Annotated in this window: 17 protein-coding genes; 10 read left to right on the top strand and 7 right to left on the bottom strand. The window is 69.7% G+C overall.

The window, feature by feature from the left end; genetic code table 11:
- Window positions 1-7 precede the first annotated feature (7 nt).
- The 6 genes from ACIRSS_RS47750 to ACIRSS_RS47725 all read right to left on the bottom strand — a co-directional run bounded on the left by ACIRSS_RS47750 (window position 8) and on the right by ACIRSS_RS47725 (window position 5,008).
- Window positions 8-484, bottom strand: a complete 477-nt coding sequence (locus tag ACIRSS_RS47750) for a cupin domain-containing protein (protein ID WP_400908402.1) — start codon at window positions 482-484, stop codon at window positions 8-10.
- Between the two features lie 10 nt (window positions 485-494).
- Window positions 495-1,259, bottom strand: coding sequence for an SDR family oxidoreductase (locus ACIRSS_RS47745; RefSeq protein WP_400908400.1), 765 nt, complete (start codon window positions 1,257-1,259; stop codon window positions 495-497).
- A complete protein-coding gene (locus ACIRSS_RS47740; RefSeq protein WP_400908398.1) occupies window positions 1,256-2,734 on the bottom strand; it encodes a 4-hydroxyphenylacetate 3-hydroxylase family protein in 1,479 nt (492 codons plus the stop codon). The genes ACIRSS_RS47745 and ACIRSS_RS47740 overlap by 4 nt, the downstream gene beginning before the upstream one ends.
- Complete coding sequence (locus ACIRSS_RS47735) at window positions 2,734-3,591, bottom strand: alpha/beta fold hydrolase (protein WP_400908395.1); 858 nt, start codon at window positions 3,589-3,591, stop codon at window positions 2,734-2,736. The genes ACIRSS_RS47740 and ACIRSS_RS47735 overlap by 1 nt, the downstream gene beginning before the upstream one ends.
- Window positions 3,592-3,740: 149 nt before the next feature.
- Window positions 3,741-4,370 carry a GntR family transcriptional regulator gene (locus tag ACIRSS_RS47730; protein WP_400908393.1) on the bottom strand — a complete coding sequence of 210 codons (630 nt, stop codon included), beginning with the start codon at window positions 4,368-4,370 and terminating at the stop codon, window positions 3,741-3,743.
- A 239-nt stretch (window positions 4,371-4,609) separates the two neighbouring features.
- Entirely contained in the window at window positions 4,610-5,008 is a 399-nt protein-coding gene (locus tag ACIRSS_RS47725; RefSeq protein WP_400908391.1) for an SCP2 sterol-binding domain-containing protein, read from the bottom strand.
- 167 nt (window positions 5,009-5,175) lie between these two features.
- Between ACIRSS_RS47725 and ACIRSS_RS47720 the strand changes: the two genes are divergently transcribed.
- From ACIRSS_RS47720 to ACIRSS_RS47685, 8 genes are all read left to right on the top strand, one after another.
- Window positions 5,176-6,561, top strand: coding sequence for a Rieske 2Fe-2S domain-containing protein (locus ACIRSS_RS47720; RefSeq protein WP_400908390.1), 1,386 nt, complete (start codon window positions 5,176-5,178; stop codon window positions 6,559-6,561).
- Window positions 6,562-6,566: 5 nt separating this feature from the next.
- Window positions 6,567-7,085: an aromatic-ring-hydroxylating dioxygenase subunit beta gene (locus tag ACIRSS_RS47715; RefSeq protein ID WP_400908388.1), complete on the top strand. Its 519-nt coding sequence runs from the start codon at window positions 6,567-6,569 to the stop codon at window positions 7,083-7,085.
- 13 nt (window positions 7,086-7,098) lie between these two features.
- The gene (locus ACIRSS_RS47710; protein WP_290057904.1) at window positions 7,099-7,371 is read left to right on the top strand and encodes a dihydrodiol dehydrogenase; all 273 of its coding nucleotides are present in this window, start codon (window positions 7,099-7,101) and stop codon (window positions 7,369-7,371) included.
- A gap of 5 nt (window positions 7,372-7,376) precedes the next feature.
- Window positions 7,377-8,192, top strand: coding sequence for a 3-(cis-5,6-dihydroxycyclohexa-1,3-dien-1-yl)propanoate dehydrogenase (gene hcaB, locus ACIRSS_RS47705; protein WP_400908385.1), 816 nt, complete (start codon window positions 7,377-7,379; stop codon window positions 8,190-8,192).
- An 88-nt stretch (window positions 8,193-8,280) separates the two neighbouring features.
- The gene (locus ACIRSS_RS47700) at window positions 8,281-8,538 is read left to right on the top strand and encodes a rubredoxin (RefSeq protein ID WP_285994591.1); all 258 of its coding nucleotides are present in this window, start codon (window positions 8,281-8,283) and stop codon (window positions 8,536-8,538) included.
- Window positions 8,535-10,322 (top strand): electron transfer flavoprotein, encoded by a 1,788-nt coding sequence (locus tag ACIRSS_RS47695; protein WP_400908383.1) that lies wholly within the window; start codon window positions 8,535-8,537, stop codon window positions 10,320-10,322. The genes ACIRSS_RS47700 and ACIRSS_RS47695 overlap by 4 nt, the downstream gene beginning before the upstream one ends.
- A 25-nt stretch (window positions 10,323-10,347) precedes the next feature.
- Entirely contained in the window at window positions 10,348-10,911 is a 564-nt protein-coding gene (locus ACIRSS_RS47690) for a flavin reductase family protein (RefSeq protein ID WP_400908380.1), read from the top strand.
- A gap of 15 nt (window positions 10,912-10,926) precedes the next feature.
- Window positions 10,927-11,787: a 2-keto-4-pentenoate hydratase gene (locus ACIRSS_RS47685; protein WP_400908378.1), complete on the top strand. Its 861-nt coding sequence runs from the start codon at window positions 10,927-10,929 to the stop codon at window positions 11,785-11,787.
- Window positions 11,788-11,864: 77 nt separating this feature from the next.
- On the opposite strand, the gene ACIRSS_RS47680 is transcribed toward ACIRSS_RS47685, so the two are convergent.
- Window positions 11,865-12,767: an ArsR/SmtB family transcription factor gene (locus ACIRSS_RS47680; protein WP_400908376.1), complete on the bottom strand. Its 903-nt coding sequence runs from the start codon at window positions 12,765-12,767 to the stop codon at window positions 11,865-11,867.
- A gap of 196 nt (window positions 12,768-12,963) precedes the next feature.
- Between ACIRSS_RS47680 and ACIRSS_RS47675 the strand changes: the two genes are divergently transcribed.
- Together ACIRSS_RS47675 and ACIRSS_RS47670 are read left to right on the top strand one after the other, a co-directional pair.
- Window positions 12,964-14,157: an MFS transporter gene (locus tag ACIRSS_RS47675; RefSeq protein ID WP_400908374.1), complete on the top strand. Its 1,194-nt coding sequence runs from the start codon at window positions 12,964-12,966 to the stop codon at window positions 14,155-14,157.
- Between the two features lie 126 nt (window positions 14,158-14,283).
- Window positions 14,284-15,645 (top strand): M14 family zinc carboxypeptidase, encoded by a 1,362-nt coding sequence (locus ACIRSS_RS47670; RefSeq protein ID WP_400908371.1) that lies wholly within the window; start codon window positions 14,284-14,286, stop codon window positions 15,643-15,645.
- The last annotated feature ends 219 nt before the right edge of the window (window positions 15,646-15,864 follow it).

Genomic DNA, 15,864 nt, shown 5'->3' with positions numbered 1-15,864 from the left:
CGGTGGGTCAGCTCCTGTCCATCTTGTCGTAGGGGATGTTCCCGGCGCTTTCCCGCCGGTTGATGCCGAGGGCGTCGAGCTGTCGCGAGTTCTCGACGAGGATCATGCGGACGCGTCCGGTGCCGTCGTTGTAGTGCCGGTGCCAGACCCACGGCGGGGTGTAGACGAAGTCCCCGGCCGACCACCGCAGGGTTTCCGGCCCGATTTCGGAGTAGCCGTCGCCTTCGAGTACACAATGGACGGACTCGTGCAGGTGGCGCTGGAGGTCGGTGGCCGTGCCGGCCGGGATCTCCTGGAGGTAGAACTCCATCGACTTCGCCGGCACGTCGGCCAGCACGCCGACCCGGCTGGGGTTGCCGGTCACGTCCTCCTCGAGCCACCGGGCACTTGCCGAGCGGGTGACCAGGTGCTCCGGCATCGACCGCTCCGGGTCGTAGTCCTTCATTTCGTGGAGCTTGTGCATCCACTGGCTGAAATTCGTCATGGTTCTCCCGCTAGGTCGAGGTCATCCCGCCGTCGACGACGTGGGTCTGCCCGGTCTGGAAGCCGGCGAACTCCGAGCAGAGGTGGGTCACGAGGTCGGCGATCTCCTCGGGACGGCCCCACCGGCCGACGGGCAGCTCGGTCGCGAGCTGCCGTCGTTCCAGCTCTTCGGTCGGGACTCCCGCGGCGGCCGCGCGCGCCGCGGCGAGCGAGCGCCGTCGCGGCGTGTCGATGTGCGCGGGGGCGATGACGTGCGTGGTGACGCCGTGCGGCGCCACCTCCGCGGCCAGCGACCGCGCCAGTGCCGCCACCCCGGCCCGCATCACGTTGGACAAGTGCAACAGGGGCAACGGCTTCACCACGCCGACCGAGGTGACGTAGATCAGCCGTCCCCACCCGGCCGCGGACATCCCCGGCAGCACCGCGTTGGTCAGCGAGATCGCACTGTCCAGCACGAGCCGGTAGGCCGAATCCCAGTCTTGCGCCGAGAGTTCGGTGGCCTTCGCCGCGCGGGTGCCGCCGGTGTTGGACACCAGGATGTCGATGTCCCCGAGCGTTTCGCGCGCGGCATCGGCCGCCGCGGCCGCGGCGCCGGGCTGGGTGAAGTCCGCGACCGCCCACCCCGCCGCCCCGATCTTCCGGGCGACCTCGCCGGTGTGCGGTCCGGTCCCGGTGATGAACACCTCGGCGCCGTCCGCGCGCAGCGCCGTCGCGATCGCCGTGCCGAGCCCGCTCGACCCGGCGGTCACCAGCGCCCGCCGCCCGTGCACCGTCATGCTGCCGCACCCTCCCCGGTACCGCCGGGCAGGAGCCCGGACTCCTTGATCGAGGTGGCCAGCAGCCCGTCGATCAGGCCCAGCGGCTCGGTCCAGTCGTACTGGTTGAACTGGGTGTTGATGCGGAGGAACAGGGGATCGCCCGCGTAGAACCGTTCGTAGAGCTCGTGTCGGCCGCCGAAGGCGGAGACCGCGAGATCGGCGGCGACCTTGTAGATCGCGATGCGGTCCAGGCTGTTCGTGTCGGGCCCGCGGTAGAACCGGGCGATGTCCGCGGCGATCGGCGAGTCGAACGCGCTCACGTCGGCCGGCTGGTAGAGCAGGCCGCCGGCGAGGATCTGCTGCAGGATCTCGCGGACGCGCGGGTACCAGCGGTTCGCGGAGTTGCGGACCGCGTACAGGGGCCGGACGTCGGGGAACAGGATGCCGTCGTCGTTGCGCTGCGCGCCGGCTTCGGCGGCGAGGACGGCGGCGCGGGTCAGCTCGATGTAGGTGGTGATCTCGCCGAGCGCGTCGCGGACCTGGGGGAACTGGTCGGTCTTGACGATCTCGGTCGCCCGCTTGGCGATGCCCGCGACGAACTGGAGCTTCGCCAGCAGCCGGACCGAGGTCTGGACGCCGGTGAAGGCGTTGGAGTTGATCGCCCAGATGTTGTTGACCCGCTCGAAGTCCTGGTTGATGAAGACCCGTTCCCAGGGGACGAGCACGTCGTCGAACACGACCACGGCGTCCATCTCGTCGAACCGGCTGGAGAGCGGGTGGTCGAAGCTGTTCCCGCCGCCGAACGGTTCGCGGCAGATCAGCCGGACGCCCGGGGCGTCGGCCGGGATGGCGAACGCGATGGCGTAGGGCTTTTCGTCGGCCGCGTACTTCCGGAGCGAGAAGGGCCAGACGAGGATCTCGTCCGAGTAGGGCGCGGCCGTCGCCAGCATCTTCGCACCGCTCACGATGATGCCGTCCGGGGTTTCGCGCTTCACGCCGAGGTAGGTGAAGGGGTCGGGCTGCTGCGACGGCGGCTTCGACCGGTCGACCGGCGGGTCCGCCAGGGCGTGCGACAGGAAGAGGTCGTTGTCCCGCACGTACTTGTAGTAAGCGCGCACCCGGTCGGCGCCTTCGCCGAAGAACTCGGCGTTGGCGTTCCACGCCACCAGCATCGCGCTGACGAAGTCCGTGCTGCGCCCCATCATGCCGAGGCTGGAGTCCGCCCACTGCTTGTGCATGACGCGGCGGAGTTCGAGGTCTTCGGCCGTGCGGGGCATCAGGAACTGCACGCCCGCCTTGCCGTCGCCGTCTTCGGGGGAGAAGAGCATGCTGTCGCTTTTGGACTGCAGGTCGTAGAGGCGGGCGATCTCGGCCGCGGCGCCGGACGTCGCCCGGTGCCCGGCCACGTCGGTGATCTTCTCGGCCCCGACCCACAGCTCGGGGCTGTGGGTGCGCAGCCGGTCGAGGTACGCGGCGCCGTTTCGTGCGGTCATCACTTTCCTTTCAAGAACCTGATGTGGGTCTCGTTGAACTGGTCCGGCTTCTCCCACTGCGGCCAGTGGCCCGCGCCCTCGATGACCTCGAGGCGGCTCCCGGGGATCAGCTCTTCCAGCAGCGCGGCTTCTTCGACCGAAGCCGTCGGGTCGTGGTCGGTCCACAGCAGCAGGGTCGGCGAGACGATGCGGCCGCACCACTGCGACGACCAGACGTACGGCCGCCGGTGTTCCCAGTCCTGCACCGCGAGGATGTTGCGCATCGCGTCTTCGAACCCCGGCTGGGTGTAGATCCGCAGCCGCAGGTCGACGAGCTCGTCGGTGACGAGGCTCTTGTCGTGGAAGAGCCACTCGACCCTGGTGCGCACGCTCTGCCGGCTCGCCTCGCGGACCGCCTTCATGCTCGATTCCTTCAGCCCGGCCATCACCTCCGGCTTGTTCGTGATGTTGCCCGGGGTGTTGAGCACCAGCCGGTCCACGCGACCGGGGTGGTGCGCCGCGGTCCACGCCGCCACCCAGCCACCGAGCGACTCACCGGAGAGGTGGGCTTTTTCGATGCCCAGCGCGTCCAGGACCGCGATCAGGTGGTCGCTGAGGAAATCGATCGTGTAAGGCCGGTCGGGCTTGGCCGAATGTCCGTGTCCCGCCATGTCGTAGACGACGATCCGGAATTCTTTCGCCAGGTCGCGGATGTTGCGGGAGTAGGCTTCCAGGTGGCCGCCGGTGCCGTGCACCATGACGAGGGCGGGCCCGCTTCCCGCTTCCACCACCCGGGTGGCGATGCCGGCCGCGTCCACGGTCCGCTGGCGCAGCTCGACGCCCGCCAAATCGCCCCAGATGCTTACGTGCTGCTCCACAGCGTTCCTTCCTGTCACGACGTCGTCCCATGTTGGCATACTAGAATCTCAGAGGCAAGCCGTGGTGGCGGCGAAATCGCCGCCACCGATGGGAAAAAGAAAAACGGGTGTCACGGCCGGAGGCATGACACCCGTTCAGGTGAATGTAGCTACACTTCCACGAACTTCCAGAACCGCGAAACGTGCTCCTCCATGAGCTTGCCGGCGCGTTCCGCGTCCCGCTGCTCGATCGCTTCCGCGATCTCGGTGTGCTCGCTCTGCGCCTGCTTCAGGTCCGTGCTCAACCGGTTCTTCTGCAGGTAGAAGTCGTTGAGGTCCCAGGTGTCCATCGCCAGGTCGGCCAGGCGCTGGTTGCCGCCGGCGGCCAGAACGGCGGAGTGGAAGTCCCGGTTGGCCCCGGCGAAGGCGAGGGCGTCGTTCCGCTTGGCCGGGCCGGTGCCCCGCACCAGCATGTCGTCGATCTCGGCCAGCTGGGCGTCGGTGGCGGTGAGTGCCGCGAGCCGGGCACCCGCTCCCTCGAGGATGCCCGCCACCGCGAAGTGGTCGCGCACCTTGCGTTCGTCCGGGACCGTCACCTGGCAGCCGACCTGCGGGATGACCGAGATGAACCCGGCGGCGGCCAGTCGCATCACCGCGTCCATGACCGGCCGGCGGCTCACGCCGAACTCCGTCGCGAGGTCGTAGGTGCTGAGGATCTCGCCGAACTGGTGACGGCCCTCGAGCAGCTGGGTGAGGAGTGCTTGGTAGATCTGGTCCGTTTTGGTGACTGACGCGATCATGGGCATGGACTATCCGGCCCTTCGGTGCGGAAGGTCGGCGTTGGGCGTATGTCGATCACGCCGAGATTCTAGCGTGTCAATGGCGCGCGGGGTGCGCCGAAACGGGAGTACCGGGTGCACTGATCGGCTCATTGGGCCGGGTGGAGCAGGGGCTCCCGCCGTCTGGTCGGCAGTGCCGAAGCCGGAGCGGGCGCCCGCTCCGGCTTCGGGCAGGTCGAGGCGGCCGCCCGCGACCCCGGTCAGCCCACCGACCAGTCGGTGTCGTCGATCTGGCCGAACATCTTCATCGCGGCTTCGAGGCCGGGCAGGTTGGCGAGCGCCACCGACATGGACCCGCGGAACTTGACCTTCCGGGTGACCATCGCCTTGGCGGCGGGCAGCTCGCCATCGCCGAGACGCTGCCAGGTCTCGACCTTCGCGGTCAGCAGGAAGTCCGGCTTCACGCCTTCGGCCGGGGCGCCGGCGCGCACGACCTCGCCCGCGTTGACCTCGATCTGGCCCGCGCGGCTCTCGTCCTCGGCGAGCCGGTACTCGACGACCATGCTCAGCTTCTTCAGGCCCTCGCGCGTCGCGTCCGTGGTGTTCCAGAGCTCGGCGTAGGACTTCATCCACTCCGGCGACAGGACGGGTGTTCCCATGGTGCGCTCTCCTTCGGTTCGCCTCCGCGGCGGATAACTGGGGTTTGACAACGACGCTGAAGATACTAGTATCTTAGAAAGCCAGTCAAGCTGTTGACGCGGCCCTGACCATTCCGGGCTCGCGATTCTTCGGAGGAGACAAAGATGTCCGACGCCAAGGCGGTCACATGTTGAGGGATGAACTCCGGCAGATCCTCGAGAAGGGTTTGCGTGACGTAGAGGCCGACTGGACCGTTCCGGCCGCGATCATCAACGACCCGGAGATGCACGACGCCGAGCGTGAGCGCGTCTTCGGCCGCTCCTGGGTTTTCCTCGCCCACGAGAGCGAAATCCCGGAGCGCGGCGACTACGTCGTCCGGTACATCTCGGAAGATCAATTCATCGTCTGCCGGGACGAAGACGGCGAAGTCCGCGGCCACCTGAACAGCTGCCGCCACCGCGGCATGCAGGTGTGCCGCGCCGAAATGGGGAACGCGTCCCATTTCCGCTGCCCGTACCACGGCTGGACCTACAACAACAAAGGCAGCCTCGTCGGCGTCCCGGCCGGACGCGAGGCGTACGGCAACAAGCTCGACAAGTCCCTGTGGCAGCTCAAGCCGGTCCCCAAGCTGGACACCTACAAGGGTTTGATCTTCGGCTGCCTCGACCCGGACGCCCAGTCCCTCGACGACTACCTCGGGGACATGAAGTTCTACCTCGACCTCGTGCTGGACCGCAGTGACGCCGGCCTGCAGGTCGTCGGCGCCCCCCAACGCTGGATCGTCGACGCGAACTGGAAGCTCGGTGCCGACAACTTCATCGGCGACGCCTACCACACGATGATGACCCACCGGTCCATGGTGGAGCTCGGGCTCGCCCCGCCGGACCCGAAGTTCGCGCTCTACGGCGAGCACGTGCACACCGAGCACGGCCACGGCCTCGGCATCATCGGCCCGCCGCCGGGCATCCCGCTGCCCGAGTTCCTGGGTATGCCCGAGAACATCGTCGAGCAGCTGCAGCGCCGGCTTTCGCCGGAGCAGGTCGAGGTGTTCCGGCCGGTGGCGTTCATCCACGGCACCGTGTTCCCGAACCTGTCGATCGGCAACTTCCTGATGTCGAAGGACCACGTCTCGCCGCCGACGTCGTTCCTGACGTTGCGGCTGTGGCACCCGATCGGCCCGGACAAGATGGAGATCATGTCCTTCTTCCTCGTCGAGAAGGAAGCGCCGGACTGGTACAAGGAAGAGAGCTACCAGGCCTACGTGCGCACGTTCGGCATCTCCGGGGCCTTCGAGCAGGACGACGCCGAGAACTGGCGCAGCATCACCCGGGTCCTGGGCGCCCAGTACGCCAAGACCATGGAGCTCAACTACCAGATGGGCCGCGGCGTCTACGAGCCCGACCCCGACTGGCCCGGTCCCGGCAAGGCGTTCCCGATGGACTACGCCGAAGCCAACCAGCGCAACTTCATGGAGTACTGGATGCAGCTGATGGTCACGGACCCGGCTTCGCACAGCGGGAACGGCAAGGTCTCCGACGCCGCGGCCGAAGCGCTCACGCGGGCGGAGGCGTAGCGAACATGACCACAGCAACGGAAATCACCGACGCCACGGTCCGCGAAGTCAGCGAGTGGCTCTTCGGCGAGGCCGAACTGCTCGACACGGGCAAGTACCGCGAGTGGCTCGACCTGGTGGCCGAGGACCTGTCGTACGTCGTGCCGCTGCGGGTGACGCGCGAACGCGAGGCCGACACGGACATCGTCGAGGGGATGACCCTGATGGACGATGACTGGGACTCGATGGAAATGCGCGTCCTGCGACTGGAAACCGAGTACGCGTGGGCGGAGGACCCGCCGTCGCGATCGCGGCACTTCGTGACCAACGTCCGGGTCGCCGCCGGCGAGGCGGAGGGCGAGCTGGCCGTCAAGTCGAACCTGCTGCTCTACCGCACCCGCGGTGACGTCGCGACGTTCGACATCCTCTCCGGCGAGCGCCACGACGTGCTCCGCCGGGTGGCCGGCGGCTACCGGCTCGCCAAGCGGGTGGTCGTGCTCGACCAGACCACCGTCATGACGCACAACCTCGCCCTGATCATGTGACGGAGGCAGTTCGGTGACCATCATCCACAACGAGGGCCAGGACCCGATCATCCAGATCGCCAACGAGTTCACGGTGATCCAGGTCAGCTACACCAGTACCGGCCAGCGTGAGCGCCTCCTGGTCAGCTCGCCCCGGCTCGGGTTCCAGACCCTGCTCGACCCGCTGCAGCTGGAAAGCCTCACCTGGCAGCCGCCCGAAACGTTTTCGAAGCTGCTCGACACCCCGTACGGCCCCGGCACGGAGCTCAACGCGCGCCCGCTGTCGGCTCTGCTCGGAAAGGACTGATTCCCATGGGTTTCCTGGACGGGAAGGTCGCCCTCGTCACCGGCGGGGGATCGGGTATCGGCCGGGCCGTGGTCGATCTCTACGTGCGAGAGGGCGCGAAGGTCGGCATCCTCGAGATCTCGCCCGAGAAGGCGCGGGACCTGCGGGAGAAACTGCCCGCGGACGCCGTGGTCGTGACGCAGGGCGACGCGACTTCCATGTGGGACAACGAGCGCGCCGTCGCGGACGTGACGAAGGCGTTCGGGTCGCTGACCACGCTGGTGTGCGCGGTGGGCGTGTTCGACTACTTCACCGAGATCCCGCAGCTGCCGAAGGACAAGATCGGCGAGGCGTTCGACCAGCTCTTCGGCGTCAACGTGAAGAGCAACCTGCTGAGCGTGAAAGCCGCGCTGGAGCAGCTGATCGAGAACCGGGGCCAGGTGATCCTGACCATTTCCAACGCCGGGTTCTACCCCGGCGGCGGCGGTCCGCTCTACGTGGCGTCCAAGTTCGCCGTCCGCGGCCTGGTGACCGAGCTCGCGTACGAGCTGTCGCCGCACGTGCGGGTCAACGGAGTGGCGCCCGGCGGCACGATCACGGACCTGCGGGGGATTCCCGCGCTGGCGAACGAAGGCCAGTCGCTGAAGGACGTCCCGGACATCGAAGGCCTGATCAAGGGGATCAACCCGCTGGGTGTCGTCGCCCAGCCGGAGGACCACTCCTGGGCCTACGCGTTCCTCGCCGCCAAGGAACGCGCCCCCGCGGTCACCGGCACGATCATCCACAGCGACGGCGGGCTGGGCGTGCGCGGGATGACGCGCATGGCGGGGCTCGAGCCCTGATCCGCCCGCCGCACCCAAGCGGGGAGACGGCCTCGGAAACCCCGAGTTCCGGGGCCGTCTCCTTTTCCACCCTCGAAAGGAGGCGTCGATGAAGACGCTGGTGGCCACCGAAGAAACCCAGGCCGATCCCGCCACCGCGCTGTGGATCTGTGATGTCTGCCAGGACGTGTACGACCCCCGCCTCGGCGACCCCGAAGGCGGGATCGAGCCCGGCACGTCGTTCGCCGACATCCCGGACGACTGGGTCTGCCCCGTGTGCGGGGCGCGCAAGAAGGAGTTCCGGATGCTCGCGCCGGGCGACGAGTACGACGTCGAGGACGACGCCTACGCGGGAGCGCAGGGGTGAGCACGCCGGGCCGCGTTCTCGTCTGCCTCAAGCAGGTCCCGGTGCCGGGGCGGGGCGCCTTCGACGAACGCACGAAACGGATCCGCCGGGACGACGACCAGGTCGTCACCAACCCGCCGGACCTGCACGCGCTGGCGCAGGCGCTGACCCTGCGGGCGGAGACCGGCTGGGAGGTGGTGGCCGTGACGATGGGGCCGCCGGCCGCCGCGTCGGCCCTGCTCGACGCGCTGAGCCGGGGCGCCGACCGGGCCGTGCACCTCGTCGACCGCCGGTTCGCCGGTGCCGACACCCTGGCGACGGCCCGCGCGCTCGCCCGGCTCGTCGAACGGGAGCGTCCGGACCTGGTGCTGACCGGCCGGTGGACGCTGGACGGCGGCACCGCGCAGGTCGGCCCGCAGGTCGCGGAGCTGGCCGGGTTCCCGCAGCTGACCCAGGCCACGAACCTGCGGGTCGGCGACGGCGTCCTCGCCGCCGACGTCGAAACCGACGTCGGCCGGGAAGCCTGGACCGTCGCGTTGCCCGCGGTGGTCTCCGTCGGGCGGGGCGCCGAACCGCCCTTCGTGACCGCAGCCGATCCCTCAGCCGTCGAAACGCTCACCGCCGAGGAGCTCGGCGGCGGACCGCGCGACTTCGGCACCCGGGGTTCGCCGACCTTCGTGGCCGAGATCCGGCACGACGCCCGCGAACGCAAGGCCGAGTACGTCGGGGCCGGGTTCGACACCGCCGCACTGCTGCGGGAGGCCTTCGGGCCGCTTGAGCCCGAGGCCGACGTCGTCGTAGCCGGCCCGTCGCGCGAGATCTGGGCGGTCGCCGAGCCGCTGCCCGGCGGTGGCCTCCACCCGACGAGTCTCGAAGCGCTGGCCTGCGCCCGCTCGGTCGCCGGCGACCTGCGGGCCACGATCGTGGCGGTGCTGCCGTGCGACCAGCCGCACGACCTCCCGCGCGTGCTCTACGCCCACGGGGCCGACCGGGTGCTGGTGCTGCGGGGAACCGAGCCGGCCGACTACCGCACGGACCTGGTCACCGACGCACTGAGCACGGCGATCGCCGCGCACGCGCCGTTCGCGGTGATCGCGCCGTTCAGCGCCCGTGGCCGCGACTACGCCCCGCGCGTCGCCGCGCGGCTCGGGCTCGGGTTGACCGGCGACTTCACCGCCCTGGAGGTCCGTGACGCGGACACCGACGAGCCGGACCTGCTGTGGCTCAAACCGGCGCTGTCGGCGGACGTGGTCGCGCCGGTGATCGCGCACTCCACCCCGTCGATGGGCACGCTGCGACCCGGGTCCTTCACGGCGCGAGCCGTTCGCGATCAGCGGGAGCCGGACGTCGAGTTCGCCGGTGGCACCGCGACCGGCGACGGTGCGTGCACCGCCGTCGAGCGCCGGGTCGAGCGTCCGGACGCCCCGAGGCTCGCCGCGGCGCGGCTGGTCATCGGGCTCGGGCCGGGGCTGGGCACCGGTGCCCGCCGCGTCGCCGAACGCGTCGCCGCGACACCGGGGATCGCGCTCGTCGCGACGGCCGCCGCGGTCGCCGCGGGGGAGGCGCCGCCGCAGCTCGAGATCGGGCCGCTCGCGCGCAGCATCGCGCCCGTGGTCTACCTCGGGTTCGGGCGCCACGACCTCGGCACGCTTCAGGCGGTCAAGGGCGCCGGCCGCGTGGTCGTCGTCGACCCGGGTGCCTGGCTCGACGCCTTCACCGGACTGGCCGACACCGTCGTCACCGCGAATGTCGAGGGCGTCCTGCTGGACCTGTTGCTGGCGACGGCGGGCGCGGTCGCCAGCTGAGCACCCGGAAACCCAAGGAGGACCCATGAGTACCGCCGCGCCGGCGGCGAACGTCGACCCTCGGCGGTTTCGCGACGCCATGGGCCGGTTCGCCACCGGCATCACGATCATCAGCACGCCGACCCCGGCGGGACCGCACCACATGACCGCGAACGGCTTCATGTCGGTGTCCCTCGAGCCCGCCCTCGTCGTGGTGTCCATCGCCCGTCGCGCCAAGATGCACGGCTTCCTCCTGGCCAGCGGCGTCTACGGCGTCAGCGTCCTCGCCGCGGACCAGGAACCCGTCAGCAAGCACTTCAGCGGCCGCCCGGACCCGGACCTGCTCCCACGCTTCGACGACCACGTCGGAGTTCCGCTCGTGGCCGGGGCGCTGGCGCAGGTGGCCGCGGAGATCGTCGACGCCCACCCCGCCGGTGACCACACGTTGTTCGTCGGCGAGGTGCGCCACCTCGCCGACGCCGCGGGCGAGCCACTGGTGTTCCACGCCGGCCGCTACCGCCACCTGCTCAGCCCCGCGGCGGACTCGGAGTACTCCGACGCCTGGTCCGGCTTCTGCCTGGATCCGTTCGGTCCCTCTGCCGGCCCCTGAAATCGGAGGTAACCCATGCCCCCGCCCCATCCGGTGGCTGCCGCCGTCCGTGAAGCCGCGGACCTGCTGCGGAACGCCGCCGACGCAGGCAAGCCGTGCCTGCCGATCCGCGACCGGTTCACCTTCGGCGACATCGAAGCCGCGTATGCGGTGCAACGGCTGAACACCGAGCACGCGCTGGCCACGGGCCGGCGGCCGGCCGGCCGCAAGATCGGCCTGACGTCGCCGGCCGTCCAGCGCCAGCTGGGTGTCGCCCAGCCCGATTTCGGCGCGCTGTTCACCGACATGGCCATCGCCGACGGCGCCACCGTGCCCGCCCACCGGCTGCTGCAGCCGAAGATCGAGGCCGAGGTCGCCCTGGTGCTGACCGACGACCTGCCGAACCCCGACAGCACGGCGGCGGACGTGGTGCGCGCCACCGGCTTCGCGGCGGCGGCGCTGGAGATCGTGGACAGCCGGATCGCCGACTGGGACATCACGATCGTCGACACGGTCGCGGACAACGCGTCATCCGGCCTGTTCGTACTGGGCGGCACCCGCGTGCCGCTCGACCGCGTAGACCTGCGAACGGTTCGGATGACGTTGTCCCGCAACGATTCGGTGGTCTCCCAGGGCACCGGCGCCGACTGCCTCGGCAGCCCGCTCGCGGCCGCCCGGTGGCTGGCGTCCACATTGGCCCGCCGAGGGGATCCCCTGCGAGCGGGGGACATCGTGCTGACGGGCGCCCTCGGCCCGATGGTAGCGGTCGCCCCGGGCGACGTCTTCCACAGCGAGATCTCCGGCCTCGGCTCGGTGCGAGTCGGCTTCGCACCGTGTGTAGCTCCTCGACGGTGGCCGCGAATTCCGGCAGTTGGCGGTGCCGGCGACCTTCGGTGAAATCCTGCCCCGGGGGTGCGAGATGCCCGAGTTCGCACGGGGCGCAGTCGTACGGCAGTCGTTCCGCGCCCGGTCGATCACAACGGATCGGCGCGGAGGAGTGCTGCGGCGAGCGGTGTCTGCTGGTAGAGCACTTCACGACCGCGTCGTGCGGCGGTGACCAGACCGGCCTCGCGAAGCACCGTGAGGTGCTCGGAGACCGTTGCCGGAGCGAGGCCGACTCGATGGGCCAGGCTGCTGGTGGTACTCGGGACCAGGGTCTCGGCCAGCACGGATGCGCGGCCGGAGCCGAGGAGCCGCGCGATGGCGGGTGATCGCGTGGCCGGTTCCCACAGCCGTGCCGCGCCGAGCATCGGGTAAACCAGCGCGGGAGGAGTGACGGAGGTGTCGTCGGTGGGCCCGATCCCGAGGTTCGGCCACCCGAAGGCCGTGGGCACGAGAATGAGGCCGCGGCCGCGCAGATCCACCGTGCCGTGCCGGAAGCCCGTGAGGTGCAGCTCTTCGTTCTTCCAGGTCGCTCGCCGGTGCAGGTCGGCGAACAGTCCTGCCAGGCCGCCGTCGGCCAGCTGCCGTGCCCGGGTGGTGATGTCGGCGTCGAGCAGGCCGCGGATCCGGTCCCACAGTGGCTCGACCAGTGCCTGCCAGGCCAGCCGTTGCTGGGTGACCAAGGTGTTCCTGGCGAGGACGGGGTCGCCGGTGAGGACTCGGCGGAGATCGTCGCGCAGGGCGTGGCGATCGATGCGACGAAGGTGCTCGGCGAGTTCGGCGGCGACGACGGCGGGATCGGTGGCCCGGACCTGAGCGAGGTCGTCCTCGATGGTGGTGAGCGCGCCGGTCGGGCTAGGCCAAAGAAAATCCGGCCCGTACCCGTTGCTCGGGGCGGCGGCGTCCAGCAGTCCCAGATCAAGCCGGGCGATGGCGGGCCGGACATCGCGCAACCACGGCAGGTACCAGCCGTGGCGACCCGGCTTCTTGAGCACCAGAAGTGCCGACATCGTTTCCTGCAGCGGTGAGATCGCGAACCGGCACCGGGCGGCGTCCCCGCGTCCGAACCTCAGCACAAGAGCCATTTCACGAAAACGCTACACGAGGATTCGGCCTGCACCGAACCTCAGCGGCCCCCGGCGCGGTTCCCGCACCCTCGTGCCCATGCTCGAACCATCACCTTCGGCCCCGGTGCCCAAGACTCGCCTCCTTTCCGGCAATCCCGCGTTCCGGTCGTTGTGCGCGTCGCGAGCGGTGTCGTTCGTCGGTGACGGGATCACCACGACCGCGCTCGTACTGCTGGTCGCCCCGCGAGACGGCCCCACGGGTGTGGGTTTGCTGTTGGCGGCGAACGCGCTGCCCCGGCTCGGCGGACCGCTGGCCGGAGTCCTCGCCGACCGAGTCCCGGCACGCCGGTTGATGATGCGGTGCGAACTGGCCTCGGCGCTGGTGATCGGACTGACCGCGATCACGCTGCCGCCCTCGCCGGTGCTGACCGCACTCGTGGCGGTCGCCGGGATCCTGGCGACCATCCGGAACCCGGCCGGTCGCAGCCTGGTCCCGGTCCTGGTCGACGCGGCCGACCGGGCACCGGCCAACGCCCTCTTCGGGCTGGGCCGAACCCTGACGCTCACCGTCGGGCCGGGCTTGGGAGGCCTGCTGGGAGCAGCTCCCGGAGGCGCCCACACCGCGCTGGCCGTCGACGCGGCCACCTTTCTCGCGTCGGCCTTGCTGCTGCGCGGACTCCCGGCCATCGAGCCGGCCCGGGACCCTGGTGCGGTCACGGGAGTGTGGGCCGAAGCGGGCGAAGGGTTGCGGTATGTCGTTGCGGATCGGCAGATCTCGGTCCTGGTTCTGAGTCTCTTCCTGCTCGTCGCCTTCGCCGCGGTGGACAACGTGGCGCTGGTTTTCCTCACCGGGGACGTGATCCACGCCGGCCCAGCCGGGTACGGCGTCGCTGCCAGCGCGTTCGGCGTCGGAATGGTCCTGGCCTCGCTCGCCTGTAGCCGGCTGGCCCGCGGGCGCAGACCGACCGCCCTGCTCATCGTCGCCGTGGTGGCCACCGGCGCCGGCACGGTCGTCAACGGACTGGCCCCGCTTCTCGAGGTGGTCGTCGCGGCACAGCTGGTGGCGGGTGCCGGCAATGCCGTCGAGAACATCGGGTACGACACTGTCGTGCAGGATCTCGTACCCCGCCCGTTCCTCGGCCGGGTGTTCGGCACCATCGGCACTGCCGCACAGCTGGGAGCCGCTTTCGCCTACGCGCTGGGCAGTTTCCTCGTCGGTGTGGTCGGCGCCCGTGCCACCTTCGTTCTCGCCGGCACCGGGACGTTCTTGGTCCTGCTTCTCCTGGTGCAGTCGTTGCCGCGTAAGGATGTGCCGTGAAACGCGTCGATTCCTTTGTGCCGGCAAGCGCGGCGCGTCCTCTGCCGATTCCCTACTCCAGTCGGTAACCGGGTGACTCCGCGGCGTCTACTCTTCGGGCCTAGCTGGCCACTTCAAGGAGGCACCATGCGGAACTCCCGCGTCGTCACCACGGTCGCCGCCGCGCTGCTGCTCGCGGCGGTGGGCCTGGCCACGGGCACGAGCGCCCAGGCGAACACCCCGCCGTCCGGTCACGGCCCGGTCGAGTACCGCGTCCACGACGCGCTGGCCAGAGCTCGGACGCTGGACGCCGTCGGTCTCGACATCGTCAAGCGCCAGGGCGGCGACCTGTTCGTCGTCGGTGACGAGACCACCGGTGCCGAACTGTCCCAGCTCGGCTTCGTCACCGAGGTGAGCAAGCGTTACCCCGCGGCCACCTGGGCGTCCCCGCGGCTGGCACCCGGCGCGGCACCGCAGGACGAGACCTACGACGGCGGCTACCACACGGTGAACGCGCACTACGCGAACCTGACCGCCGCCGCGGCCGCGCACCCCGACCTGGCCACCGTCGTCAACTACGGTCAGTCGTGGCTGAAGCAGCAGGGGCGCGGCGGCTACGACCTGAAGGCCATCTGCATAACGAAAAAGGTCAGCGGCGACTGCGCGCTGAACCCGAACTCGGCCAAACCGCGGTTCCTCCTGCAGGCGCAGATCCACGCGCGGGAGATCGCCACCGGCGAGCTCGCCTACAAGTACGTCAACTACCTCGTCAGCGGCTACGGCACCGACAGCACCGTGACGAACCTGTTGAACACCAACGAAATCTGGATCGTCCCGATTGTCAACCCGGACGGCGTCAACATCGTCCAGCAGGGTGGCAACAACCCGGTGCTGCACCGGAAGAACGCCGACTTCACCAGTGCGGACCTCGCGCGCTGCGGCGATTCGGCGGGTAGCCAGCCGGGCGTCGACAACAACCGGAACTTCGGCTACCACTGGCAGAGCAACACCAGCAAGTGCGATCAGACGACGTCGACGTCCACCGGCTCCGCCGATTCGGAGCCGGAGAACAAGGCGCTGGAACAACTCTGGAGCCAGCTTTTCGGTGACCACCGCGCGGACGGCGCGTCCGACCGGCCCGACGCGACCGCTCGTGGCACGGCGCTGATGCTGCACAGCTACGCCGGCATCATCATCCTGCCGTGGGAGTACTCGAACACCGTTCACACTCCCAGCGATACCCAGTTCCGCGCGATGGGCAAGGCGATGTCGGCGTTCTCCGGCTACCCGTACGGCCAGGCCGGCGACCTCCTCTACAACGCCGCCGGCGGCTCGGACGACTACGCCTACGGCAAGCTCGGCATCGCGTCGTTCACCATCGAACTCGAAGGCCCCGGCGCGTGCGACGGCTTCACGCCGAGTTACTCGTGCGTGAACAGCACCTTCTGGCCGTACATGGTCAAGACGTTCAACTACCTCGCGAGCAAGGCTCCGTCGCCGTACAAGTGAGGCTGCGTCCTGTCTCGTCGGAGTATTCTGGTGGACCGGGTTCGCGACGAGCTGCGCCGCGACGCCGACCGCGAGCGGGTGATGGGACCCGACCACCCCCATAGTCAGGATCATCCGCTCGAACCTCAATGGGGGCAGTCGGTGGGGAGATGCGCTGCTCGTGGACAGGCTCAGGGGGCGGTGACTGCGCGGACATCCCGGGCGACCACCTGATCGCCG

It is taken from the genome of Amycolatopsis sp. NPDC101161 (assembly GCF_044768185.1).
GTDB lineage: Bacteria > Actinomycetota > Actinomycetes > Mycobacteriales > Pseudonocardiaceae > Amycolatopsis.
This window is presented reverse-complemented; position numbering and strand designations above follow the sequence as displayed.

Bases quoted from the DNA above. Each gene is read 5' to 3' on its own strand.
- ACIRSS_RS47725 (WP_400908391.1), bottom strand. From the start codon at position 5,008: ATGGGAACACCCGTCCTGTCGCCGGAGTGGATGAAGTCCTACGCCGAG.
- ACIRSS_RS47700 (WP_285994591.1), top strand. From the start codon at position 8,281: ATGAAGACGCTGGTGGCCACCGAAGAAACCCAGGCCGATCCCGCCACC.
- hcaB (WP_400908385.1), top strand. From the start codon at position 7,377: ATGGGTTTCCTGGACGGGAAGGTCGCCCTCGTCACCGGCGGGGGATCG.
- ACIRSS_RS47745 (WP_400908400.1), bottom strand. From the start codon at position 1,259: ATGACGGTGCACGGGCGGCGGGCGCTGGTGACCGCCGGGTCGAGCGGG.
- ACIRSS_RS47715 (WP_400908388.1), top strand. From the start codon at position 6,567: ATGACCACAGCAACGGAAATCACCGACGCCACGGTCCGCGAAGTCAGC.
- ACIRSS_RS47670 (WP_400908371.1), top strand. From the start codon at position 14,284: ATGCGGAACTCCCGCGTCGTCACCACGGTCGCCGCCGCGCTGCTGCTC.
- ACIRSS_RS47740 (WP_400908398.1), bottom strand. From the start codon at position 2,734: ATGACCGCACGAAACGGCGCCGCGTACCTCGACCGGCTGCGCACCCAC.
- ACIRSS_RS47720 (WP_400908390.1), top strand. From the start codon at position 5,176: ATGTTGAGGGATGAACTCCGGCAGATCCTCGAGAAGGGTTTGCGTGAC.
- ACIRSS_RS47685 (WP_400908378.1), top strand. From the start codon at position 10,927: ATGCCCCCGCCCCATCCGGTGGCTGCCGCCGTCCGTGAAGCCGCGGAC.
- ACIRSS_RS47750 (WP_400908402.1), bottom strand. From the start codon at position 484: ATGACGAATTTCAGCCAGTGGATGCACAAGCTCCACGAAATGAAGGAC.
- ACIRSS_RS47730 (WP_400908393.1), bottom strand. From the start codon at position 4,370: ATGATCGCGTCAGTCACCAAAACGGACCAGATCTACCAAGCACTCCTC.
- ACIRSS_RS47690 (WP_400908380.1), top strand. From the start codon at position 10,348: ATGAGTACCGCCGCGCCGGCGGCGAACGTCGACCCTCGGCGGTTTCGC.